Source organism: Flavobacterium procerum, assembly GCF_042431625.1.
Lineage (GTDB): Bacteria > Bacteroidota > Bacteroidia > Flavobacteriales > Flavobacteriaceae > Flavobacterium > Flavobacterium procerum.
Window position 1 is genome coordinate 455,249 of the sequence record NZ_JBHLYW010000008.1, and the last position, 18,536, is coordinate 473,784.

Here is an 18,536-nt window from a genome sequence, read left to right on the forward strand (position 1 = left end):
AACAATCTTATAATAAATTTCGGTTTAGAAACTAAAATTTAATTTCCGAAATTATAACGTAGCGTGAAGCCAGATCTGATATTCGTCAACGGAAAAGAAGTCGAAATAACTGCTTTTGAAAACGAATGATCGTAATAAAATATTGCGGTAAGATTTTTACTGAAAGAATAATCTGCAGTCACTTTTAAGGCCCAGATATTCTGTCCCGCTGCTAGTTGATTATTATCATAATCTAAATAACGAACCAGAGTTTCATTATTTCTAAATGAAAAATCTGCTTTGATATTAATGTCGCTCTTTATTATTCCCGTTGGATTATCTGCCAGTCTCGATGAGAAAATAACATCTTTAAATCGATATCCTAAACCTATCACATATTCCATTCCTTTTACCTCTGTAAGCAGATTATTGTCAAAACTCATAGATAAAGCACGATCTTTTTTAATTTCTGTCAACAATCGAAGCGAACTTTTCAGCTCAAAATCAACACGAATAAGCGGACTAAACTGTTCTACCAAATTGACATTTGACATAACCGTTTTATTGTAGAAATTAGTATTTACATCCTGTCCGTTTGGTTTTTCAAAATAATCAAAATTAGATCTAAACTGATTAATAGTATATGAAGCTCTGTAATTATGCTGCAAAGAAAAACGTTTAAACTTATCTTTAAAGTATTTGTAACGCATCAAACCATTATACTTAACTGTCCAGTTTGGAATCGGAAAACTTCTAAAAATATCTGTTGACGAACTCGAAGCATTTGAACCTGTATAAGCCGCCAAAAACGAAGGCAATAAAACAGCTTGATTGCTTTTTGTAAATCCTATTGGATAGCCAACATTAGAAGCATATATCTTATAGTTCGGATCTGTATCTGCCGGAATAGGATTATCTGCATCTCCATATCTCGGGATTGGCCCTCCTCCATAATGTGCTTCAGCCAGACGGTTTGCAATAACTAGACGATTACTTCTAAAATCATCAAAAGCTGCAGATTCTGTCTCAGTACTGGTTGAAAAAGCTGTTTTAATCATTACAGTTGAAATAGAAAACATTCCATAAGTATAAGGAGATAAGGGTGTATAATCTAACACTCCTTGTGCATTTTCAATAACACTATACTGCTCAGAGGTATTGTCTGAATAAGCGCGGTCCATTGCCAAATCTATTTTCAAATCTGGGAACAAATCTACATTGGCAGTAATCTTTAAAAGCTTGTTACTTACTTGTGTAAAGTTTTGATTGAAATCCTGATAATCTGTAAGCCATCCATTTTTTGCTGCTTCATAACGAACATCATCTTGGCTTCCGAAAATAAATCCTAAACTTGGCTTAGAAGTCCCGAAGAAACCTACACCTGGAGTATAACCTGGCAATACCGTTCCGCTGTTTTTGGTATAATTCACCTGAACGTTTTTAAGACTGGTCAATACACCGATTAAGCCGTCATAAAACGGACTATTACTTACCGTTGGTTTAGCGTTGTTAACCACTTTTTCTCCCGGTTTAGGCGCTGCAACAGGTTTAGTTTTTGCTGTTTTTTTTGCTCCAGGCACCAACCCTAAATATTTATACAGCGTATTCATATTCAAAGTCGTGGTAAACGTATTTGAATTAGCGTTCTGAATCGTATTTCCTAAATTCCAAACTTGTCCGTTTTCTTCAAACTCAGAAAAAGCTGTCGAAGCTCTCTGCCAGTTGTAATCTGCCGTATAAGAATAACTAGCTTTTACGAAACCGAAAATCGGAATTTTATTTATCGGAATATCATAATTCAAAACCAATTGCTGTGTATGCTGATTTGGAGTACCAATATCAAAATAGTCATCCCAGATATTAAAATTCTCTTTTGGAGTATTGTCATCATTCAGGAAATTTCTAACAATATTGTTCGATGCAGCCGTATAATTCAGTTTTAAAGATTTTGTCAAATTAAATCCAAAGCCATATTGATAATTGAAAGCAAAATTTCTTCTGTAGAGCGGGTCAATTTCAAGCCCTGGTACATCTTCCACCTGTCTATATTGCTGGCGGTTGCTTTGTCTTAAAATATTTGAATTGAACGAAATATTAGAAGGCAGATAGTTGAAATTAAAGTCGCTCAAAATTTTCCAATATTCGCTTGCCTTCATGAATTTCGTCTTTTTAAAAGGCGCTACTTCTTTCGGCTGGAAAGTATAAGCATAGTTTACAGCAGTATTAGACTGTTCGTCTTCATAATCTTCAACTTCATAATCGTGTCTTTCAACTTGATTGTATGATTGCGAAAAAGTAAAGTTCTCTACATCATAAATATGAGGTTTCTGCTCAGGTGCACGGTCTTTTCTAACACCGATAAAATTAATGCTTTTACGCTTTGTATAATCTATCGCACGAGTTCTGATGTTTTCTTTCTCTCTTTCGTTTGTAGTTTCTCTTAACAACTGATCCAGTTTTATATCTTGATTAAAAGGATCGTATTCTGGAGTAATCACTTCTTCGCCGATTGCGTAGTTAAAAGGCAGATTGATACCCCATTTTACAGGCATCAATTTTCCAAGATTAAGGTTGGTTACAATATTGTATTGCTGAATATCTTCACGATCTCTTTCATTGGCTCCCTGCTCCAACGAACCAAATCCGATTGTACTCTTTTTACCTGAAGCCGAAAGTGTTGCAAAATCAGCCATATTGGTGTCAATATTCAATAAAGCGGCCATACCTCCTTTATTTTCCATATCAGAAAGACGGAGCTCGTTAAACCAAACTTCACCTTTAATATCTTTATGATCTGCTGCACTTTTTACGCCGACCATTAAATTTCGAACCAAACCAAAATTCGGATTTCCTTTAATACCCAGCCTTAGTTTACTATTACCGTCACGCATTGAAATATCGCCATCGATAGTTGTGTCATCATCTGGATAATATACTCCATTTACATCACGCAGATTCGAATTGATATCGATACTCATAGCCTTGATTTTCATTCTTGTCAATAAATCCAAAGCCAAATCAATATTGTTATCGTCCATCCAGACCTGATTTGCATTAATGGTACACGACCCTCCAGTTCTGGTTACTTTTAAAGGAATTTCGACTTGATAGAAGTTTTGTGTAAAATCATTACCAAAACGAATAAATCCGATCATTTCATCATCTGCCAATGTATTTTCATTTGGAAGTGATTCTGCGTGAAGGAACATTTTCAGTTTTTTGTACTGACGCATATCAACACTTACATTTTTAAATACAGCTCTTGAATCCTGATACTGCAAACCTGCGCCACCAACACGAAGCGCCAAAGATTGCTCGTTCTGGTTGATAATAGTATTGTTGTTATAAAGTTGTTCTCGCTGTACTCCCGGAGGCATAACATAATTTACAGGACATTTTGTACCGTTTTCCTGAATGTTTACTGCCGCCACATCAAATTCTACTCCATCATCATCAGGATTGGTGTCGTTTGCATCTAATGTTCCTGTATATCTTCTCCATTCTCCACGAACCAAATCTAAAGCTCCAAAACGAACTGTTACCTGATCATTGAAACCAGTCATGAACATACGCATGAAACGAATCGATCTGAAATCGGTTATATTACCAATCGTATTTTGTGGCTGTGAAACCGGAATCTTAAATTGAATCCATCTTGCATTTGTAGTCGATCCGTTTGGAAGATCTACGTTGCTGACTTCTCTAATATCCGTAATATAGTTTTCCCCAACCTGCATTCCTGGTTTTACATCAATGCTGTATTCGTAATAAGCATTAATTGTACTCATTGTATTGTCACGATTGATATCCTCTACATCAGGAAGCGTAGTCGAACCACGATTAGGATCATCAACACTTACAGCTGAATTGCCTTCAACTCCATTGTATTTTTTATAACGGTTTAAAACATTTCCGTCTGTATTCAAATAATAAGTATAATCGTCTGCTGCTGGATCGGCCTCACTTGCATAATTGGTATAAACGGTTCCTTCTTTTGAATTTGGAAGTCCATCTAAACCGACATCTTGATTTTTACGGTTTTCTGCATTCGTATCAAAAGCATAAATAAGCGATTGAGAAGCTGGAACATCTCCCCAAATCGGCTGTGGATTTACCATTATCTGATCTGGCCCTAAACCATTTTCGTACTGCTTTCTTCCGTCTTTTAAAACGTCTTCTGATACCTCTCCTAAATTGAAATAAATTTTACCAGTATTGTTTGTGGGTGCCTGACCATTTCCAACATACGGGTCAAGTACCCAAAATTGGATGTATTCAACATTTCCTTGTTCAAAATTGGTCGAATTTAAAGCACGCATGATTCCCCCGAAATTAGTCGCAGGATTGCTTGTCCCGAAGGTCGGATTGTTGTTATAAGGACCTCTGTCTGAAGGATAATAAGTAAGATCTAAGGTATTAATGACCTGAATTTGCCCTTGAGCAATATCTGTATTTGGATAAAGTTCACGACTGTAAACTCTTCGGGTACTGTTTAACGATAAATCATCGTTTGAAATTCCAGAAGGTTTAGATGAATAAAAAACAGGATCGATAGTGTACCAAGCTAGTTTTGCACGTTTATAACCGTACTCTAAAGTATTGGAATTAGCATTAAACGTATTATCGTTTATTGAATTTATAAATGGCGTAGATGCCAGACTCCAAGCATAAGCTGACCTCATGTCAATTGTAGTCTGAGAACCTTCAAAGTCGTCTACATAAATAGTAGCTTCTCCTTCAAAATCACTTGCTTTTGGAGCATCGGGTTTCAAGAAAGCGACTTCACCTCTAATAGAAAGGTTTGAAGGAACATCTGTATCAATATTTGGTAATTTATTCGCTAATCTGGTTAAAAATGGAACTTCTGTAGAATAGTTTCCGTTAAATCCAAAAATGGTATTATTTACAGATTCCTGTCCATAACTTGATTTTTGAGTAAAAGGACGTTCTGTCATTTTTAGATACGTTCCTCCTATTACAAATTTATCCGAAATTTTATGCTCAACATTTACCCCCATAAATCTTCTGGTCTGCTGGCCGAAAATAGAATTATTTTCTAACGAAACCTCAATCGGAGTATTTGAAGCTTGAAGCGAAGGATCTAAAATCTGAACCCTTCCCAATTGATAATCTACGCTATAATCGATTCCTTCAACCAGTCTTCGCCCTGCAGCCATAACTACAACAGATCCCTGGGGAACGTTGAAGGCTCCAATCGGAATACCATTGCTTCCCGAAGATTTGTATTTTCCTCTTAATAAAAACTTATTTTTATCACTGTCCTGCAAAGCTCCTGCCTGTGTGTTTCGGTACATATTCCTGAACACATATTTTCGCTGATTTGGGTTATAAGTAGTCGGGTCATTATAACTTTCTCCGTTGCCATTATTTAGTTTTCTAAATAAAAGTTCTCCAAAAGGTTCTTTTGTTGTAAAAATAATTCGGGCATTCTGAACGTCTACCGTAACTCCGGGAACGTAATCAAAAAAACCATCTCCGCCTGTCTGCGGATCATTATTATAATTTAAACGATCTAGATTGAATACATTCAATAATGGCGTCTCATCTACCTTGTTTTGTGGAGCTGGATTTGCTGGAAACGGACTTCCAGTTACTGGCGAAATGTAATTTATTGGAGAAGGATCTGTATAAAGGATATTCAACCTGAAATCTTCCTGTTTGATTTGATAAGCCTGCGGAATCTGATAAACGTTTTTCATCATCAAATTCCAAACCGGATTCTGAACGTTTGTCAAATTACTCTTAAGCATTTTCAAAACCAAACTTTGTGTAATAATTGCTTGGTTGGCATTGTTGTTTCCTGTTACAACTGTTGCATCAACACCGTCACTTCCAAATTCTCCTACCTGATAAACTTTGTCTCCTACCGTATATTCAAAAGCAACAGCCAAAATTTCATCATTTGCTAGACGCTGCTGTAACGAAATATACCCCAATTGCGAATTGAATGTGTATTCAGTCGTTGTTAGTTTTCTTGCATTTTCAAGTACAGAATAATCTCTTGCCTCGCTGACATTTGTATTGTTGAATCCAGACTTTGCAGTAACAATTTCTCTAATATTAGAATTTAAGAAAGATCCCGCTTGACCTATTGTTTCTGGATTGTATTTATTATTCCCGTTGTCTGTTGGAGAATCTATAGCCTGACCGTTAAAAAAACCTGCTGTCGAGCTGATAACCACCAATTCATCATCAGGAACATTAGTAAGTTGCCCTTCTCCCAAATCCTGAAGCGCAATAATATTTCTTAAGTTATTATTATTTACCGCAACTCTATTTTGCTTGTTTGTAACCCAAACTTCCAGACGTGTAATCTGCACACGGCTTTTTATTAAAGGATAATTTTCTAACGAACCATCGTAGCGATCTCTAAAATATTGAGATAAGAAGAAATGCCGATCGTTATCATAATCTAAAGCAAAGAGATCAAAATTCTGAACTGTTCCCCCACCTTCTGCGACTATGCTTTTGGTTTGTGACTTCTGTTCTGAGAATACACCTGTTACAGTAGTTCGCCCAAACTGGAGCTGTGTTTTAACCCCAAAAAGGCTTTGTGCGCCACGAATCAAAGTACTGTTTAATGGCATGCTCACGTTACCTACCTCAACTTTCTGAATAATATCATCTTCTGAAGGCGTATAGGCTAATTTGAATAAATTCTGAAAAGCAAAAGTAGACTGAGTATCGTAATTGGCATTTACTTCCAATCGCGTACCTACTTTTCCCATAAGGCTCATACTGATTCTCTGATCGAAGTCAAAAGTAAGACTCGATCTGTTTCGAGGTGAAAAAGCCGGATTATCCTGCTTTGTATAACGCAGACCCAAGTCCATTTCTACTGATCCTGTGGGTTTTACATCAATTGTATTGCTTCCAAAAATACTTTCGAAAAGACTGGAATTAATATAATATCTCGGCAGCAAATCTTTCTTTGCAGCTTCGCTTCCTTGTTTTTTTCCTGCTATCGCATCAGCTTTTTTTCTAAAATAATCTCTTCTAGATTCTTTCAGAACCAAATCTTCGTATTCTTTTGGAGTTAAGATTAATGGATAATCTGCATTAAAACCATCAACGGTACTAGAATAAATATAACGATCTGTTATCGGATCGTACCTGTAAGCTTTAACTACGCTTGGAGGATCTTGAATATCAATTTTCCCTACAGAAAACTGAGTTTTAGTTGTATCTTGAGCTGCGGGTGTGACCTGCGCATGCAAAAAATTACCGCAGAATAAAACCAGCAACAAAATACAAATTTTACGCATAGAATTCTTTAATATAAAATGATTTTACAAGCTCTTTAAAGCTTTTTTGATAATGGTTTCGACAGTAGCTTCTGGATCTTCCCTAACAATCCTTTCTACCACTTTTTCAGAAGCTTTACGCACAAATCCTAGAACTTCTAGAGCAGATAACGCTTCATCTTTATTTCTATTGTTCTGAACTGCTAAAACTTCGTCTAAATCGTATAATTTAACAACTTTCTCTTTCAAGTCCAGAATTACTCTTTGTGCAGTTTTGTTTCCAATCCCTTTAATAGACTGAATAACAGCCACATCTCCAGAAGCAATTGCATTTATAATTTGCTTTGGTTCTATTGATGAAAGCATTGTTCTGGCAATACCTGCTCCAATTCCTGAAACTGATAACAACATCCTGAAAATTTCACGTTCTGATTTTTCAGCAAAACCATACAAAGTATGCGCATCTTCTTTTATCTGAAGATGCGTATACAATTTTATGTAATCAGAATTTGGAATTAATGAAAAAGTATGCAGTGATATATTCACTTGATAGCCTACACCTCCACAATCAATTACAACTTCTGTTGGATTTTTCTCAACTAACTTTCCCTGCAAATGCGCTATCATAAGTATAATTTATCAGTTCCAAATATAACAAAAATGTAATAATATTAGTTCAATATTATCAATCGTCGAAGATTGATTTATTGGACTTGTTTATTTTTCTTATTCTCTTTTTCCTGAGCATCAATAACTGCAATAGCTGCCATATTAACCATCTCCTCTACACTTGCTCCCAACTGGACAATGTGAACAGGTTTGCTCATTCCCATCATGATAGGTCCAATAGAATTCACTTTATACAACTCTTTAAGCAATTTATAAGTAATATTTGCCGCTTCTAAATTTGAAAATATCAAAGTGTTTACCTTCTTTCCTGCTAATTTAGAAAATGGGAATTTTTCTTGAAGCATTTCTGAATTTAAAGCAAAATCTGCCTGAATCTCACCATCTACGACCATCTCTGGATGATTTTTATGTAAATATGCTACTGCTTCTCTTACTTTTGTTGCGTTTTGATGTGTCGATGATCCAAAATTTGAATACGAAACCATAGCAATTACAGGTTCGATTCCGAACATTTTCGCTGTTTTTGCCGTCATAAGCGCAATATTCACTAAATCTTCTGAAGATGGATTAATATTTATTGCCGTATCAGACAAAAACATAGGTCCGCGTGAAGTAAGCATCATGTTTGCAGTTGCAACAAGTGAAGCTCCAGATGCTTTAGGAATCAGTTGAAGCATTGGTTTTACAACACTTGGATAACTTCTTGAATGACCTGTTACCAAAGCATCTGCTTCTCCTTCGTTTACCATCATGGCTGCAAAGTAATTTCTTTCGCGCATGAACTTTTCTGCATCAAGCTTAGAAACTCCTCTGCGTCCTCTTGATTCCCAGAATGACTGAGCAAAACGATTACGTCTTGCTTCTTCCTCATTTGTTTTCGGGTCAATTATCTCAAGATCAGCATCAAATCCTAATTCTTTTTTTAATTCTAAAATAGTTTCTTTATTTCCTAATAAAATTGGGAAACCTATTCCGTCTTCATAAACAATCTGAGCCGCTTTTAAAACATTCAGTTGGTCAGCTTCAGCAAAAACAATTTTTTTAGGATCTAATTTAGCACGGTTTGTAATCAAACGCACCATTTTATTATCATTACCCATACGCTCACGAAGTGCATCCTCATAGGCTGCCCAATCGGTGATAGGATTTTTTGCTACTCCAGATTCCATTGCCGCTTTTGCAACTGCAGGCGCTACAACGGTAATCAATCGAGGGTCAAACGGTTTTGGAATGATATATTCTTGTCCGAAACCAAGTTTTGTTGCCCCATAAGCTACGTTAACCTGCTCAGGAACTGGTTCTTTTGCTAAAACAGCCAATGCTTTTACAGCAGCCATTTTCATTTCTTCATTAATTTTTCTAGCACGAACATCTAATGCTCCTCTAAAAATATAAGGGAAACCAAGAACATTATTTACCTGATTAGGAAAATCTGAACGTCCCGTAGCCATAATAACATCTTTACGGGTCTCAACAGCAAGATTATAATCGATTTCCGGATTTGGATTTGCCATTGCAAAAACAATCGGGCTTTTTGCCATAGAAAGCAACATTTCTGGAGATAAAATATTTCCTGAAGACAATCCGATGAAAACGTCAGCTCCTTTTACAGCTTCTGCCAATTCGATTTTTTCGCCTTCAATTGCATATTTCAACTGTAAGTCTGATAGTGCAGGATTATCTTTTGTTAAAAGTCCTTTACTGTTATACATCAAAATATTTTCGACTTTTACTCCCAAAGAAACATATAAATCTGTACAGGCAATGGCAGCAGATCCTGCTCCTGAAACTACCATTTTTACATCTTCTGCTTTTTTTCCTGCCAATTCAAGGGCATTGATTAATGCTGCCGAAGAAATAATTGCTGTTCCGTGCTGATCATCATGCATTACCGGAATATCAAGCTCTTCTATAAGTCTTCTTTCTATTTCGAAAGATTCAGGTGCTTTGATATCTTCAAGATTGATTCCTCCAAAAGTCGGAGCAATATTTTTAACTGTCTGAATAAATTCTTCAACATTTTTTGTGTCTACTTCGATATCAAAAACGTCGATATCAGAGAATATTTTAAATAATAGACCTTTTCCTTCCATTACAGGTTTTCCTGCTTCTGGACCAATATCTCCAAGACCTAAAACGGCTGTACCGTTTGATATTACGGCAACTAAATTACCTTTTGCTGTATATTTATAAACGTCTTCAATGTTTTCTGCAATTGCTAAACATGGTTCTGCAACTCCCGGCGAATAAGCCAGCGATAAGTCTCTCTGAGTTGCATATTTTTTTGTTGGAACTACCTGAATTTTTCCTGGAGTCGGCTCTGCGTGGTACAACAATGCCTCTCTTTTTTTACTCTCTTTGTTCATTATTTTAGCTTTTATTCTAGCTTACAAAGATATAAGTCTTGGTTTAAAATGGCATCGTTTTACGATTTTCTTTTCTTAAAATTATTTTTAAAACATCGCAAAAAAATAGTCCAGACAATCTGAACTATTTATAATAATGTATTTTTTGAGTTTTCTTATTGAGAAATATAAGAGTTTAAATGATTTATAGTGTCTTTTTGGGATTCTATAATTGCTTTAACCACATCGCTGATTGAAATAATTCCAACCACGATTTCATTGTCAATAACTGGCAAATGTCTTATTCTGTTAGTGCTCATCAATTCCATGCAGGAATCTAAATTGTCTGACAAAGTTATTGTTATCACATTTTTTTCCATGATTTCATGAACAGAGGTCTCTTTAGATGATTTGTCTTTCAAAACAATTTTTCTGGCATAATCCCTTTCCGAAAGTATCCCTTTTAAATTGTTGTCGTCTATAACCAAAATCGCTCCTATGTTTTTTTCTCCCATCACTTTCAAAGCTTCGTAAACAGTATTTGTTGAAAGTATTGAATAAACATTTTTCCCTTTTGTGTTTAAAATTTGTTCTGCCGTCATATCTGAAAAATTTTGAATCCCATAAAGTTATAAAAAATTGATTACAAAGTTTGATTATTCCCTTTTTTATAACCCGCAACTAATTCATTTTAAACATCATAAAGCAAAATTTAGCTTTTTGAATTTTTCTCACAACAAAGCTGTTGTTTTTTGAAGCTTTTTTATAGAAAATGCATCGATTTTGATTTCTAGGATTTTGATTCACAAAAAAACCTCTTCTGAAATCAGAAGAGGTTCTCTATTTTTTTAGAATTGATTACAAACTCACAATAATAAATTCGCTTCGTCTGTTCTGCATATGCTCTTTTTCTGTACATGGAACTCCGTCTGCACATTTGTTTACCAATTGCGTTTCTCCGTAACCTTTGGCTGTAAGGCGATTTGGGTCTATTCCATTTTTTACCAGCCAGTCTTTCGTTGACTGCGCTCTCTTGTCTGACAAAATCTGATTGCTTGAAGCAGATGATCTACTATCGGTATGAGAACGGATATCAAGTTTTATGGTTGAATATTCCTTTAAAACTGTGACTAGTTTATTCAACTGAGGTTCAGACGTTTTTTTGATCGTAGCTTTATTAAGATCGAAGAAATTCATCGGAAGCTTAAGTACTTTTGCTAAATCTGTGCCTACTTTTATAGGTCCGATATTTATTGGTTTGGCACCTATTTTTTTAATTTCGATAGTTTTAGCGGCAATTGGCTTAAACATTTTATTCATGTTAATGACAACTGTGGTGCTTCCGTTTTCTCTCTTTAGGCTTACTTGGGCTTCTTTTATCCCGTATTCATTTTTCGAAGAACGAATTGAATATTTTCTACCACATTTTACTTTTGGAAAAATAAAATTCCCTTTTTCATCCGAAATAATAGACTGTAAAGCATTCAGCTTTTCATCAAATAAAATTAAAGAGGCGCCAGTCAGTGTTTCATTTGATTCTGCATCTACAACGGTTCCGATTATATCTTGTTCGCAGATCAACCTTCTAGTTTCTGTAAATCGATAAATATCATCAAGTCCCTGTCCGTTTTCTCTGTTTGAAGAGAAAAAGCCATTTCTGTTTTTACTGTCTATGATAAAAGCAAAATCGTCCTGTCTGCTGTTGATTGGCTCACCGACATTCTGAATTTCGTCCAGCGCTCCGTTATCTTTTATTTTCGCTACAAAAACATCTAATCCTCCTAACCCTGGGCGTCCGTCTGAAGCAAAATAAAGTTCGTTATCGCCTGAGATAAATGGGAAAGTTTCTCTTCCTTCGGTATTAATTGCATTGCCAAGGTTTTCGGGAGTTCCAAAAGTTCCGTCTGTATTTATTTTTACTTTATACAAATCAGACTGACCTAAAGTTCCTGGCATGTCTGAAGCAAAATAAAGTGTATTCTCGTCTAGACTTAATGCTGGATGTGCAGTACTGTATTGATCACTGTTGAAAGGAAGCTCTTTTACATTTCCCCATTCCCCATTAATCAATTCAGCTTTATACAATTTTAAAAGAGTCACCTTTTGATCATTTCTTCCTCTTTTTCCATTAATAAAATTATTTCGTGTAAAATACATCACACGTCCGTCTTTTGTAAAAACAGGTGTAGATTCGTTAAATTTTCTATTTTCATTTTTATGAAAAAGAATTGGCTTGCCCACACTTCCGTCAGGCATGAGAACTGCTGTATATAATTTGGAGAACGACTTATTCGTCCAACGAAAACTTGCTTTTGCGATTCCACCCGTATCTCTGGCAGAAGTAAATACAATTTTATTATCTAAAACGGTACTTCCATATTCTGAATAAGGAGAATTGATTCCGGCATCGGCAATTTGAAAACGTCCTGAATTAAGTTTAATTTCATCTAAATAATTCTTATCATTTTGAATTAAGGACGCTCTTTTTTCTGATGCCGCTTTTTGATTGAATTTTTCTAAAATTTCATTAGCCTTACTGTAATTTCCAGCAGATTTTAGAGATTGCGCATATCGGTACAAGGTTTCCGAATCCTGATTTTCATTGATTTTAAATAATTCTTCGTACCATTTTAAGGCATTATAAAAATCACCAATAAAATAATACGAATTGGCAAGTCTTTGAACTGGTTTTTCGTCTTTTTCGTTTTTACTCAACAAAGCTTCATATGCTTTTATGGCATCTGCATACGCATAATCGTCGTACTTTTTATCAGCCGATTTTAACCCCAAACTCGAAAAAGCATTTTGGGCATTCAGGACATGAAAAATACTGGAAAATAAAAAAAACAGAGTAACTATTTTGATTTTCATAGCTTATTGAATTAAAAAAATCTTGGGGAAATCATTTTATTGTATTTATTTAAGAACTCAAATCTCAGGAAAATCTCGTGTGAACCCGAATTGTATTTTCGTAGCTGAGTTGTTTCGTGATCGTAACCATAACCTAAATACAATCCGTTTGTAATCTGGAATCCAGCCATGGCACTTACAGAAGCACTCCATCGGTAAGCCACACCTAGAACAAATTTGTCGTTAAACATAAAATTTCCTGAAACATCGACCTGCAGAGGTGCTCCTTCTACCATTTTAGTCATCAAAGCAGGTTTAAATTTAACGTATTGCAAACGGTCTAAATTGAATACATATCCTGCGATTAAATAATAGTTGATTTTTTCTTTGAAAATCGCAGTATCATCATTGTTGTAACGATTGGTTTCTATAAAATTAGGAACCGACAAACCTACATAAGCACGATCAGAATGCCAGTAAACTCCTGCTCCGATATTTGGCGTAATTATATTATCCAAGTTTTGAAACTGTGGATCATCCTGATTCTCGAAACTTAACTTATTGACATCAAGATTGAACATATTTGCTGTTGCCTTAATACCAAAAGACAAATCAAAACTTTCTGAAGTAGGAATGGTGTAGGAGAAATCTGCCGACAAAGTATTTTCGTTTGTTGGTCCTATTTTATCATTTACCAAAGAAACTCCTAATCCTAATCTGTTATTATTAAGAGGAGTATTTAAAGAAAATGTACTAGTTTCGGGCGCGCCGTCAAGGCCTACCCATTGTGTACGATACAACCCGAAGACACTCAAAGCCCCCCTTGAACCCGCATATGCAGGATTGATTTCGATTGTATTATACATATATTGTGTAAACTGAGCATCTTGCTGCGCTTTACACAAAACCGAAAAAAACATAAAAACTAAAACTAATTTTTTCATTTTAAAAGCTTTATAAGCGGTTCAGTCAAAAAAACCGAACCGCATATTATTTTTATTTATTAATGTATAAGTAACCTGATTCTTCATGCGGTTTTGAGCTGCTGTCTTTATATTTCAAAATATAAAAATAGGTTCCGACTGGCAGACCGTCTGTTTGTTTTATCGTAGTTCTTCCTTCAGAAAATCCTACGAAGACACGGTCTTCATTGTTGTAACGATCCATGCTAAAGACTAAAACTCCCCAACGGTTGTAAATTTCAACCGTATTTTCCGGATAACATTCGATACCCTGAATATAGAATCTTGCATTTTTAGCATCCCCATTTGGAGAGAAAGCGTTAAATACTTTGATTACACAACCATTTAATTCTAGAACAGTTGGTTTATCTCCGTTTACGCTCGCATCATCTGACAAATCTTCAACAATTACTCCTCTAGCACTACTTCCAGACACACTTGCTTGATTGCTTATGCTTCCGCGGTTAATATCTTCTTGGGTTATTTTATAAACCGCAGTGAAATTAGATTCGTTAGATTCGTTCACATCCAAATCAATTGCATTCCCAGTTACTACAACACCTGTTAACGGATCTTTTAATGTAATTCCTTTTAACGGAACATTTCCTGTATTCGTTACTGTAAATTTGTACGTAATAGTTTCTCCGGCATTGGCATAACCGCTCGCATTTTCATCATTAAACACTGCTTTCTTTATTACAGCAATTGCAGGCTCTTCAACAAAAACATTTAATACTGCCGTTGCACAGTTTAATGAATTTACTTTATCGCACACCTGGTACGTAAGCGTATAATTTCCTCCAGGAGTATTTGGTTTAACATTTACAGTTCCATCTGTATTCCATTCAAAATAGGAATTTGGCGTCAAGGTTGAAACTGTAACATTGGCAGGGTTTATTGGCTGTCCGTTGATTAAATCATTATGTAAAACATTTATAAATTCAAGCGCACCATTAATTCCATCAACACTTATGTTAGTGTCGTCAACCAAAGTAATCTGGTTTGGTTTTGAAGGCCCATCGCTAGTCATAACTACAACCCTAACTATTGCTTGTGTACAATTTGAAGCATTCAGCTTCTCGCAGATTGTATATGTCAATTCGTAAGTACCTGCTGGAGGATTCGCCCCAAGCGTAATGGTTCCGTCTGAATTCAACGTCAGGTATCCTTTCGGATCAGGAGTCGAAACAGTCAGCGTCACATCTGAAGGAACCAGCGGAAGACCATTTTTGGTGTCATTGTCGAATACATTCACGCCAAGAGTCTGCGGAAGGTTTGTTCCGATTACCGACGGAATCGTGTCTGTATTGGCTACAAGATTTCCGGCGCTTACCTGCACCACAGAAACCACTGCATCGCAATTTGATGGATTGGTGATTTCGCAGATGCTGTACTCCACATTATAGTTTCCTGACGGAGTGTTCGGTGCAACCGTAACCGTTCCGTCTGCGTTAAGCGTCAATCCTGTCGGAACACTTATCGGAGTCAATTTGACCTGTCCTGCGGAAGTTCCGATTACGACCGGATTTCCGTTCAAGGTGTCGTTTGCTGTTAATGAAGCGGTCGTGCCTCCAGTATTTCCGTTGATTGAAGCGGTCGTTTCGGTTACTGCGTCGATTACCGGAGTTCCCACTGTTACAGTCACAGTATTCGAACTGCAATTTGAAGTATTCAGCTTCTCGCAGATTGTGTATGTCAATTCATAAGTTCCTGTTGGAGGATTCGCTCCAAGCGTGATGGTTCCGTCCGAATTCAACGTCAGGTATCCTTTCGGATCAGGAGTCGAAACAGTCAGCGTCACATCTGAAGGAACCAGCGGAAGACCGTTTTTGGTGTCATTGTCGAATACATTCACGCCAAGAGTCTGCGGAAGGCTTGTTCCGATTACCGACGGAATCGTGTCTGTATTGGCTACAAGATTTCCGGCGCTGACCTGCACCACAGAAACCACTGCATCGCAGTTCGTCGGGTTGGTGATTTCGCAGATGCTGTATTCCAAATTATAGTTTCCTGACGGAGTGTTCGGTGCAACCGCAACCGTTCCGTCTGCGTTAAGCTTCAATCCTGTCGGAACAGTGATTTCGGTCAGTTTTACTTGCCCTGCAGAAGTCCCGATTACGACCGGATTTCCGTTCAAGGTATCGTTTGCTGTTAATGAAGCAGTCGTACCTCCTACATTCCCATTGATTGATGTTGTAGTTTCTGTGACTGCGTCGATGACCGGAGTTCCTACTGTTATAACTGAAATCACTGCATCACAGTTCGTCGGGTTGGTGATTTCGCAGATGCTGTATTCCACATTATAGTTTCCTGACGGAGTGTTCGGTGCAACCGCAACCGTTCCGTCTGCGTTAAGTGTCAATCCTGTCGGAACCGTGATTCCGGTCAGTTTTACTTGCCCTGCAGAAGTCCCGATTACGGCCGGATTTCCGTTCAAGGTATCATTTGCTGTTAATGAAGCGGTCGTGCCTCCTACATTTCCATTGATTGAAGCGGTCGTTTCGGTTACTGCGTCGATTACCGAAGTTCCCACTGTTACAATCACAGTATTCGAACTGCAATTTGAAGTATTCAGCTTCTCGCAGATCGTGTATGTCAATTCGTAAGTCCCTGTTGGAGGATTCGCTCCAAGCGTGATGGTTCCGTCCGAGTTCAACGTCAGGTATCCTTTCGAATCAGGAGTCGAAACAGTCAGCGTCACGTCTGAAGGAACCAGCGGAAGACCGTTTTTGGTGTCATTGTCGAATACGTTCACTACCAGAGTCTGCGGAAGGCTTGTTCCGATTACCGACGGAATCGTGTCTGTATTGGCTACAAGATTTCCGGCGCTTACCTGCACCACAGAAACCACTGTATCACAATTTGATGGATTGATGATCTCGCAGATGCTGTATTCCACATTATAGTTTCCTGACGGAGTGTTCGGTGCAACCGTAACCGTTCCGTCTGCGTTAAGCGTCAATCCTGAAGGAACCGTGATTCCGGTCAGTTTTACCTGCCCTGCAGAAGTTCCGATTACGACCGGATTTCCGTTCAAGGTATCATTTGCTGTTAATGAAGCAGTCGTACCTCCTACATTTCCATTGATTGATGTTGTAGTTTCTGTCACCGCGTCGATAACTGGCGTTCCTACTGTTACAGTCACAGTATTCGAACTGCAATTTGAAGTATTCAGCTTCTCGCAGATCGTGTATGTCAATTCATAAGTTCCTGCCGGAGGATTCGCTCCAAGCGTAATGGTTCCGTCTGAATTCAACGTCAGGTATCCTTTCGGATCAGGAGTCGAAACAGTCAGCGTCACATCTGAAGGAACCAGCGGAAGACCGTTTTTGGTGTCATTGTCGAATACGTTCACTCCCAGAGTCTGCGGAAGGTTTGTTGCAGCAACCGATGGAATCGTGTCTGTATTAGCAACAAGATTTCCTGCGCTTACTTGTATGATAGAAATCACAGTATCACAGTTCGATGGATTGGTAATCTCACATATGCTGTATTCCAGATTGTAGTTTCCTGACGGTGTGTTCGGTGCAACCGTAACCGTTCCGTCTGAGTTAAGCGTCAATCCTGTCGGAACACTTATCGGCGTCAATTTAACTTGTCCGGCAGAAGTTCCGATTACGACCGGATTTCCGTTCAAGGTATCGTTTGCCGTCAATGGTGCAGTCGTACCTCCAGTATTTCCATTGATTGAAACAGTCGTTTCAGTCACTGCGTCGATTACCGGCATTTCTACTGTTATCACAGAAACCACTGCATCACAATTTGATGGATTGGTAATCTCGCAGATGCTGTATTCTACATTATAGTTTCCTGACGGTGTGTTCGGCGCAATCATAACCGTTCCGTCTGCGTTAAATGTCAATCCTGTCGGAACACTTATCGGAGTCAATTTGACCTGTCCAGCAGAAGTCCCGATTACGACCGGATTTCCGTTCAAGGTATCATTTGCTGTTAATGCTGCAGTCGTGCCTCCAGTATTCCCGTTGATTGAAACAGTCGTTTCAGTCACTGCGTCGATGACCGGCATTTCTACTGTTATCACAGAAACCACTGCATCGCAGTTTGATGGATTGGTAATCTCGCAGATGCTGTATTCTACATTATAGTTTCCTGACGGAGTGTTCGGTGCAACCGCAACCGTTCCGTCTGCGTTCAATGTCAATCCTGTCGGAACCGTGATTCCGGTCAGTTTTACCTGACCTGCAGAAGTCCCGATTACGACCGGATTTCCGTTCAAGGTATCGTTTGCCGTCAATGGTGCAGTCGTACCTCCAGTATTTCCGTTGATTGAAGAAGTCGTTTCAGTCACTGCATCGATGACCGGAGTTCCTACTGTTATAACTGAAATCACTGCATCGCAGTTTGATGGATTGGTAATCTCGCAGATGCTGTATTCCACATTATAGTTTCCTGACGGAGTGTTCGGTGCAACCGTAACCGTTCCGTCTGCGTTAAGCGTCAATCCTGTCGGAACAGTGATTCCGGTCAGTTTTACTTGCCCTGCA

Annotated in this window: 7 protein-coding genes; all 7 read right to left on the reverse strand. The window is 37.7% G+C overall.

Annotated features, from left to right (window positions below; genetic code table 11):
* Positions 1-38 precede the first annotated feature (38 nt).
* Complete coding sequence (gene sov, locus ACFFLS_RS11450) at positions 39-7,265, reverse strand: T9SS outer membrane translocon Sov/SprA (protein ID WP_379684795.1); 7,227 nt, start codon at positions 7,263-7,265, stop codon at positions 39-41.
* Positions 7,266-7,289: 24 nt separating this feature from the next.
* Positions 7,290-7,871 carry a Holliday junction branch migration protein RuvA gene (ruvA, locus tag ACFFLS_RS11455; protein ID WP_379684794.1) on the reverse strand — a complete coding sequence of 194 codons (582 nt, stop codon included), beginning with the start codon at positions 7,869-7,871 and terminating at the stop codon, positions 7,290-7,292.
* 77 nt (positions 7,872-7,948) lie between these two features.
* Positions 7,949-10,240 carry an NADP-dependent malic enzyme gene (locus tag ACFFLS_RS11460; RefSeq protein ID WP_379684793.1) on the reverse strand — a complete coding sequence of 764 codons (2,292 nt, stop codon included), beginning with the start codon at positions 10,238-10,240 and terminating at the stop codon, positions 7,949-7,951.
* Between the two features lie 155 nt (positions 10,241-10,395).
* The gene (locus tag ACFFLS_RS11465) at positions 10,396-10,821 is read right to left on the reverse strand and encodes a CBS domain-containing protein (protein WP_379684792.1); all 426 of its coding nucleotides are present in this window, start codon (positions 10,819-10,821) and stop codon (positions 10,396-10,398) included.
* 256 nt (positions 10,822-11,077) lie between these two features.
* Positions 11,078-13,090, reverse strand: coding sequence for an OmpA family protein (locus ACFFLS_RS11470; protein WP_379684791.1), 2,013 nt, complete (start codon positions 13,088-13,090; stop codon positions 11,078-11,080).
* Between the two features lie 11 nt (positions 13,091-13,101).
* Complete coding sequence (locus ACFFLS_RS11475) at positions 13,102-14,013, reverse strand: PorP/SprF family type IX secretion system membrane protein (RefSeq protein WP_379684790.1); 912 nt, start codon at positions 14,011-14,013, stop codon at positions 13,102-13,104.
* A 52-nt stretch (positions 14,014-14,065) separates the two neighbouring features.
* Positions 14,066-18,536, reverse strand: a 4,471-nt coding sequence (locus ACFFLS_RS11480) for a T9SS type B sorting domain-containing protein (protein ID WP_379689374.1), incomplete at its 5' end; no start/stop codon positions are given.

Bases quoted from the DNA above. Each gene is read 5' to 3' on its own strand.
- ACFFLS_RS11475 (WP_379684790.1), bottom strand. From the start codon at position 14,013: ATGAAAAAATTAGTTTTAGTTTTTATGTTTTTTTCGGTTTTGTGTAAA.
- ACFFLS_RS11465 (WP_379684792.1), bottom strand. From the start codon at position 10,821: ATGACGGCAGAACAAATTTTAAACACAAAAGGGAAAAATGTTTATTCA.
- ruvA (WP_379684794.1), bottom strand. From the start codon at position 7,871: ATGATAGCGCATTTGCAGGGAAAGTTAGTTGAGAAAAATCCAACAGAA.
- sov (WP_379684795.1), bottom strand. From the start codon at position 7,265: ATGCGTAAAATTTGTATTTTGTTGCTGGTTTTATTCTGCGGTAATTTT.
- ACFFLS_RS11470 (WP_379684791.1), bottom strand. From the start codon at position 13,090: ATGAAAATCAAAATAGTTACTCTGTTTTTTTTATTTTCCAGTATTTTT.
- ACFFLS_RS11460 (WP_379684793.1), bottom strand. From the start codon at position 10,240: ATGAACAAAGAGAGTAAAAAAAGAGAGGCATTGTTGTACCACGCAGAG.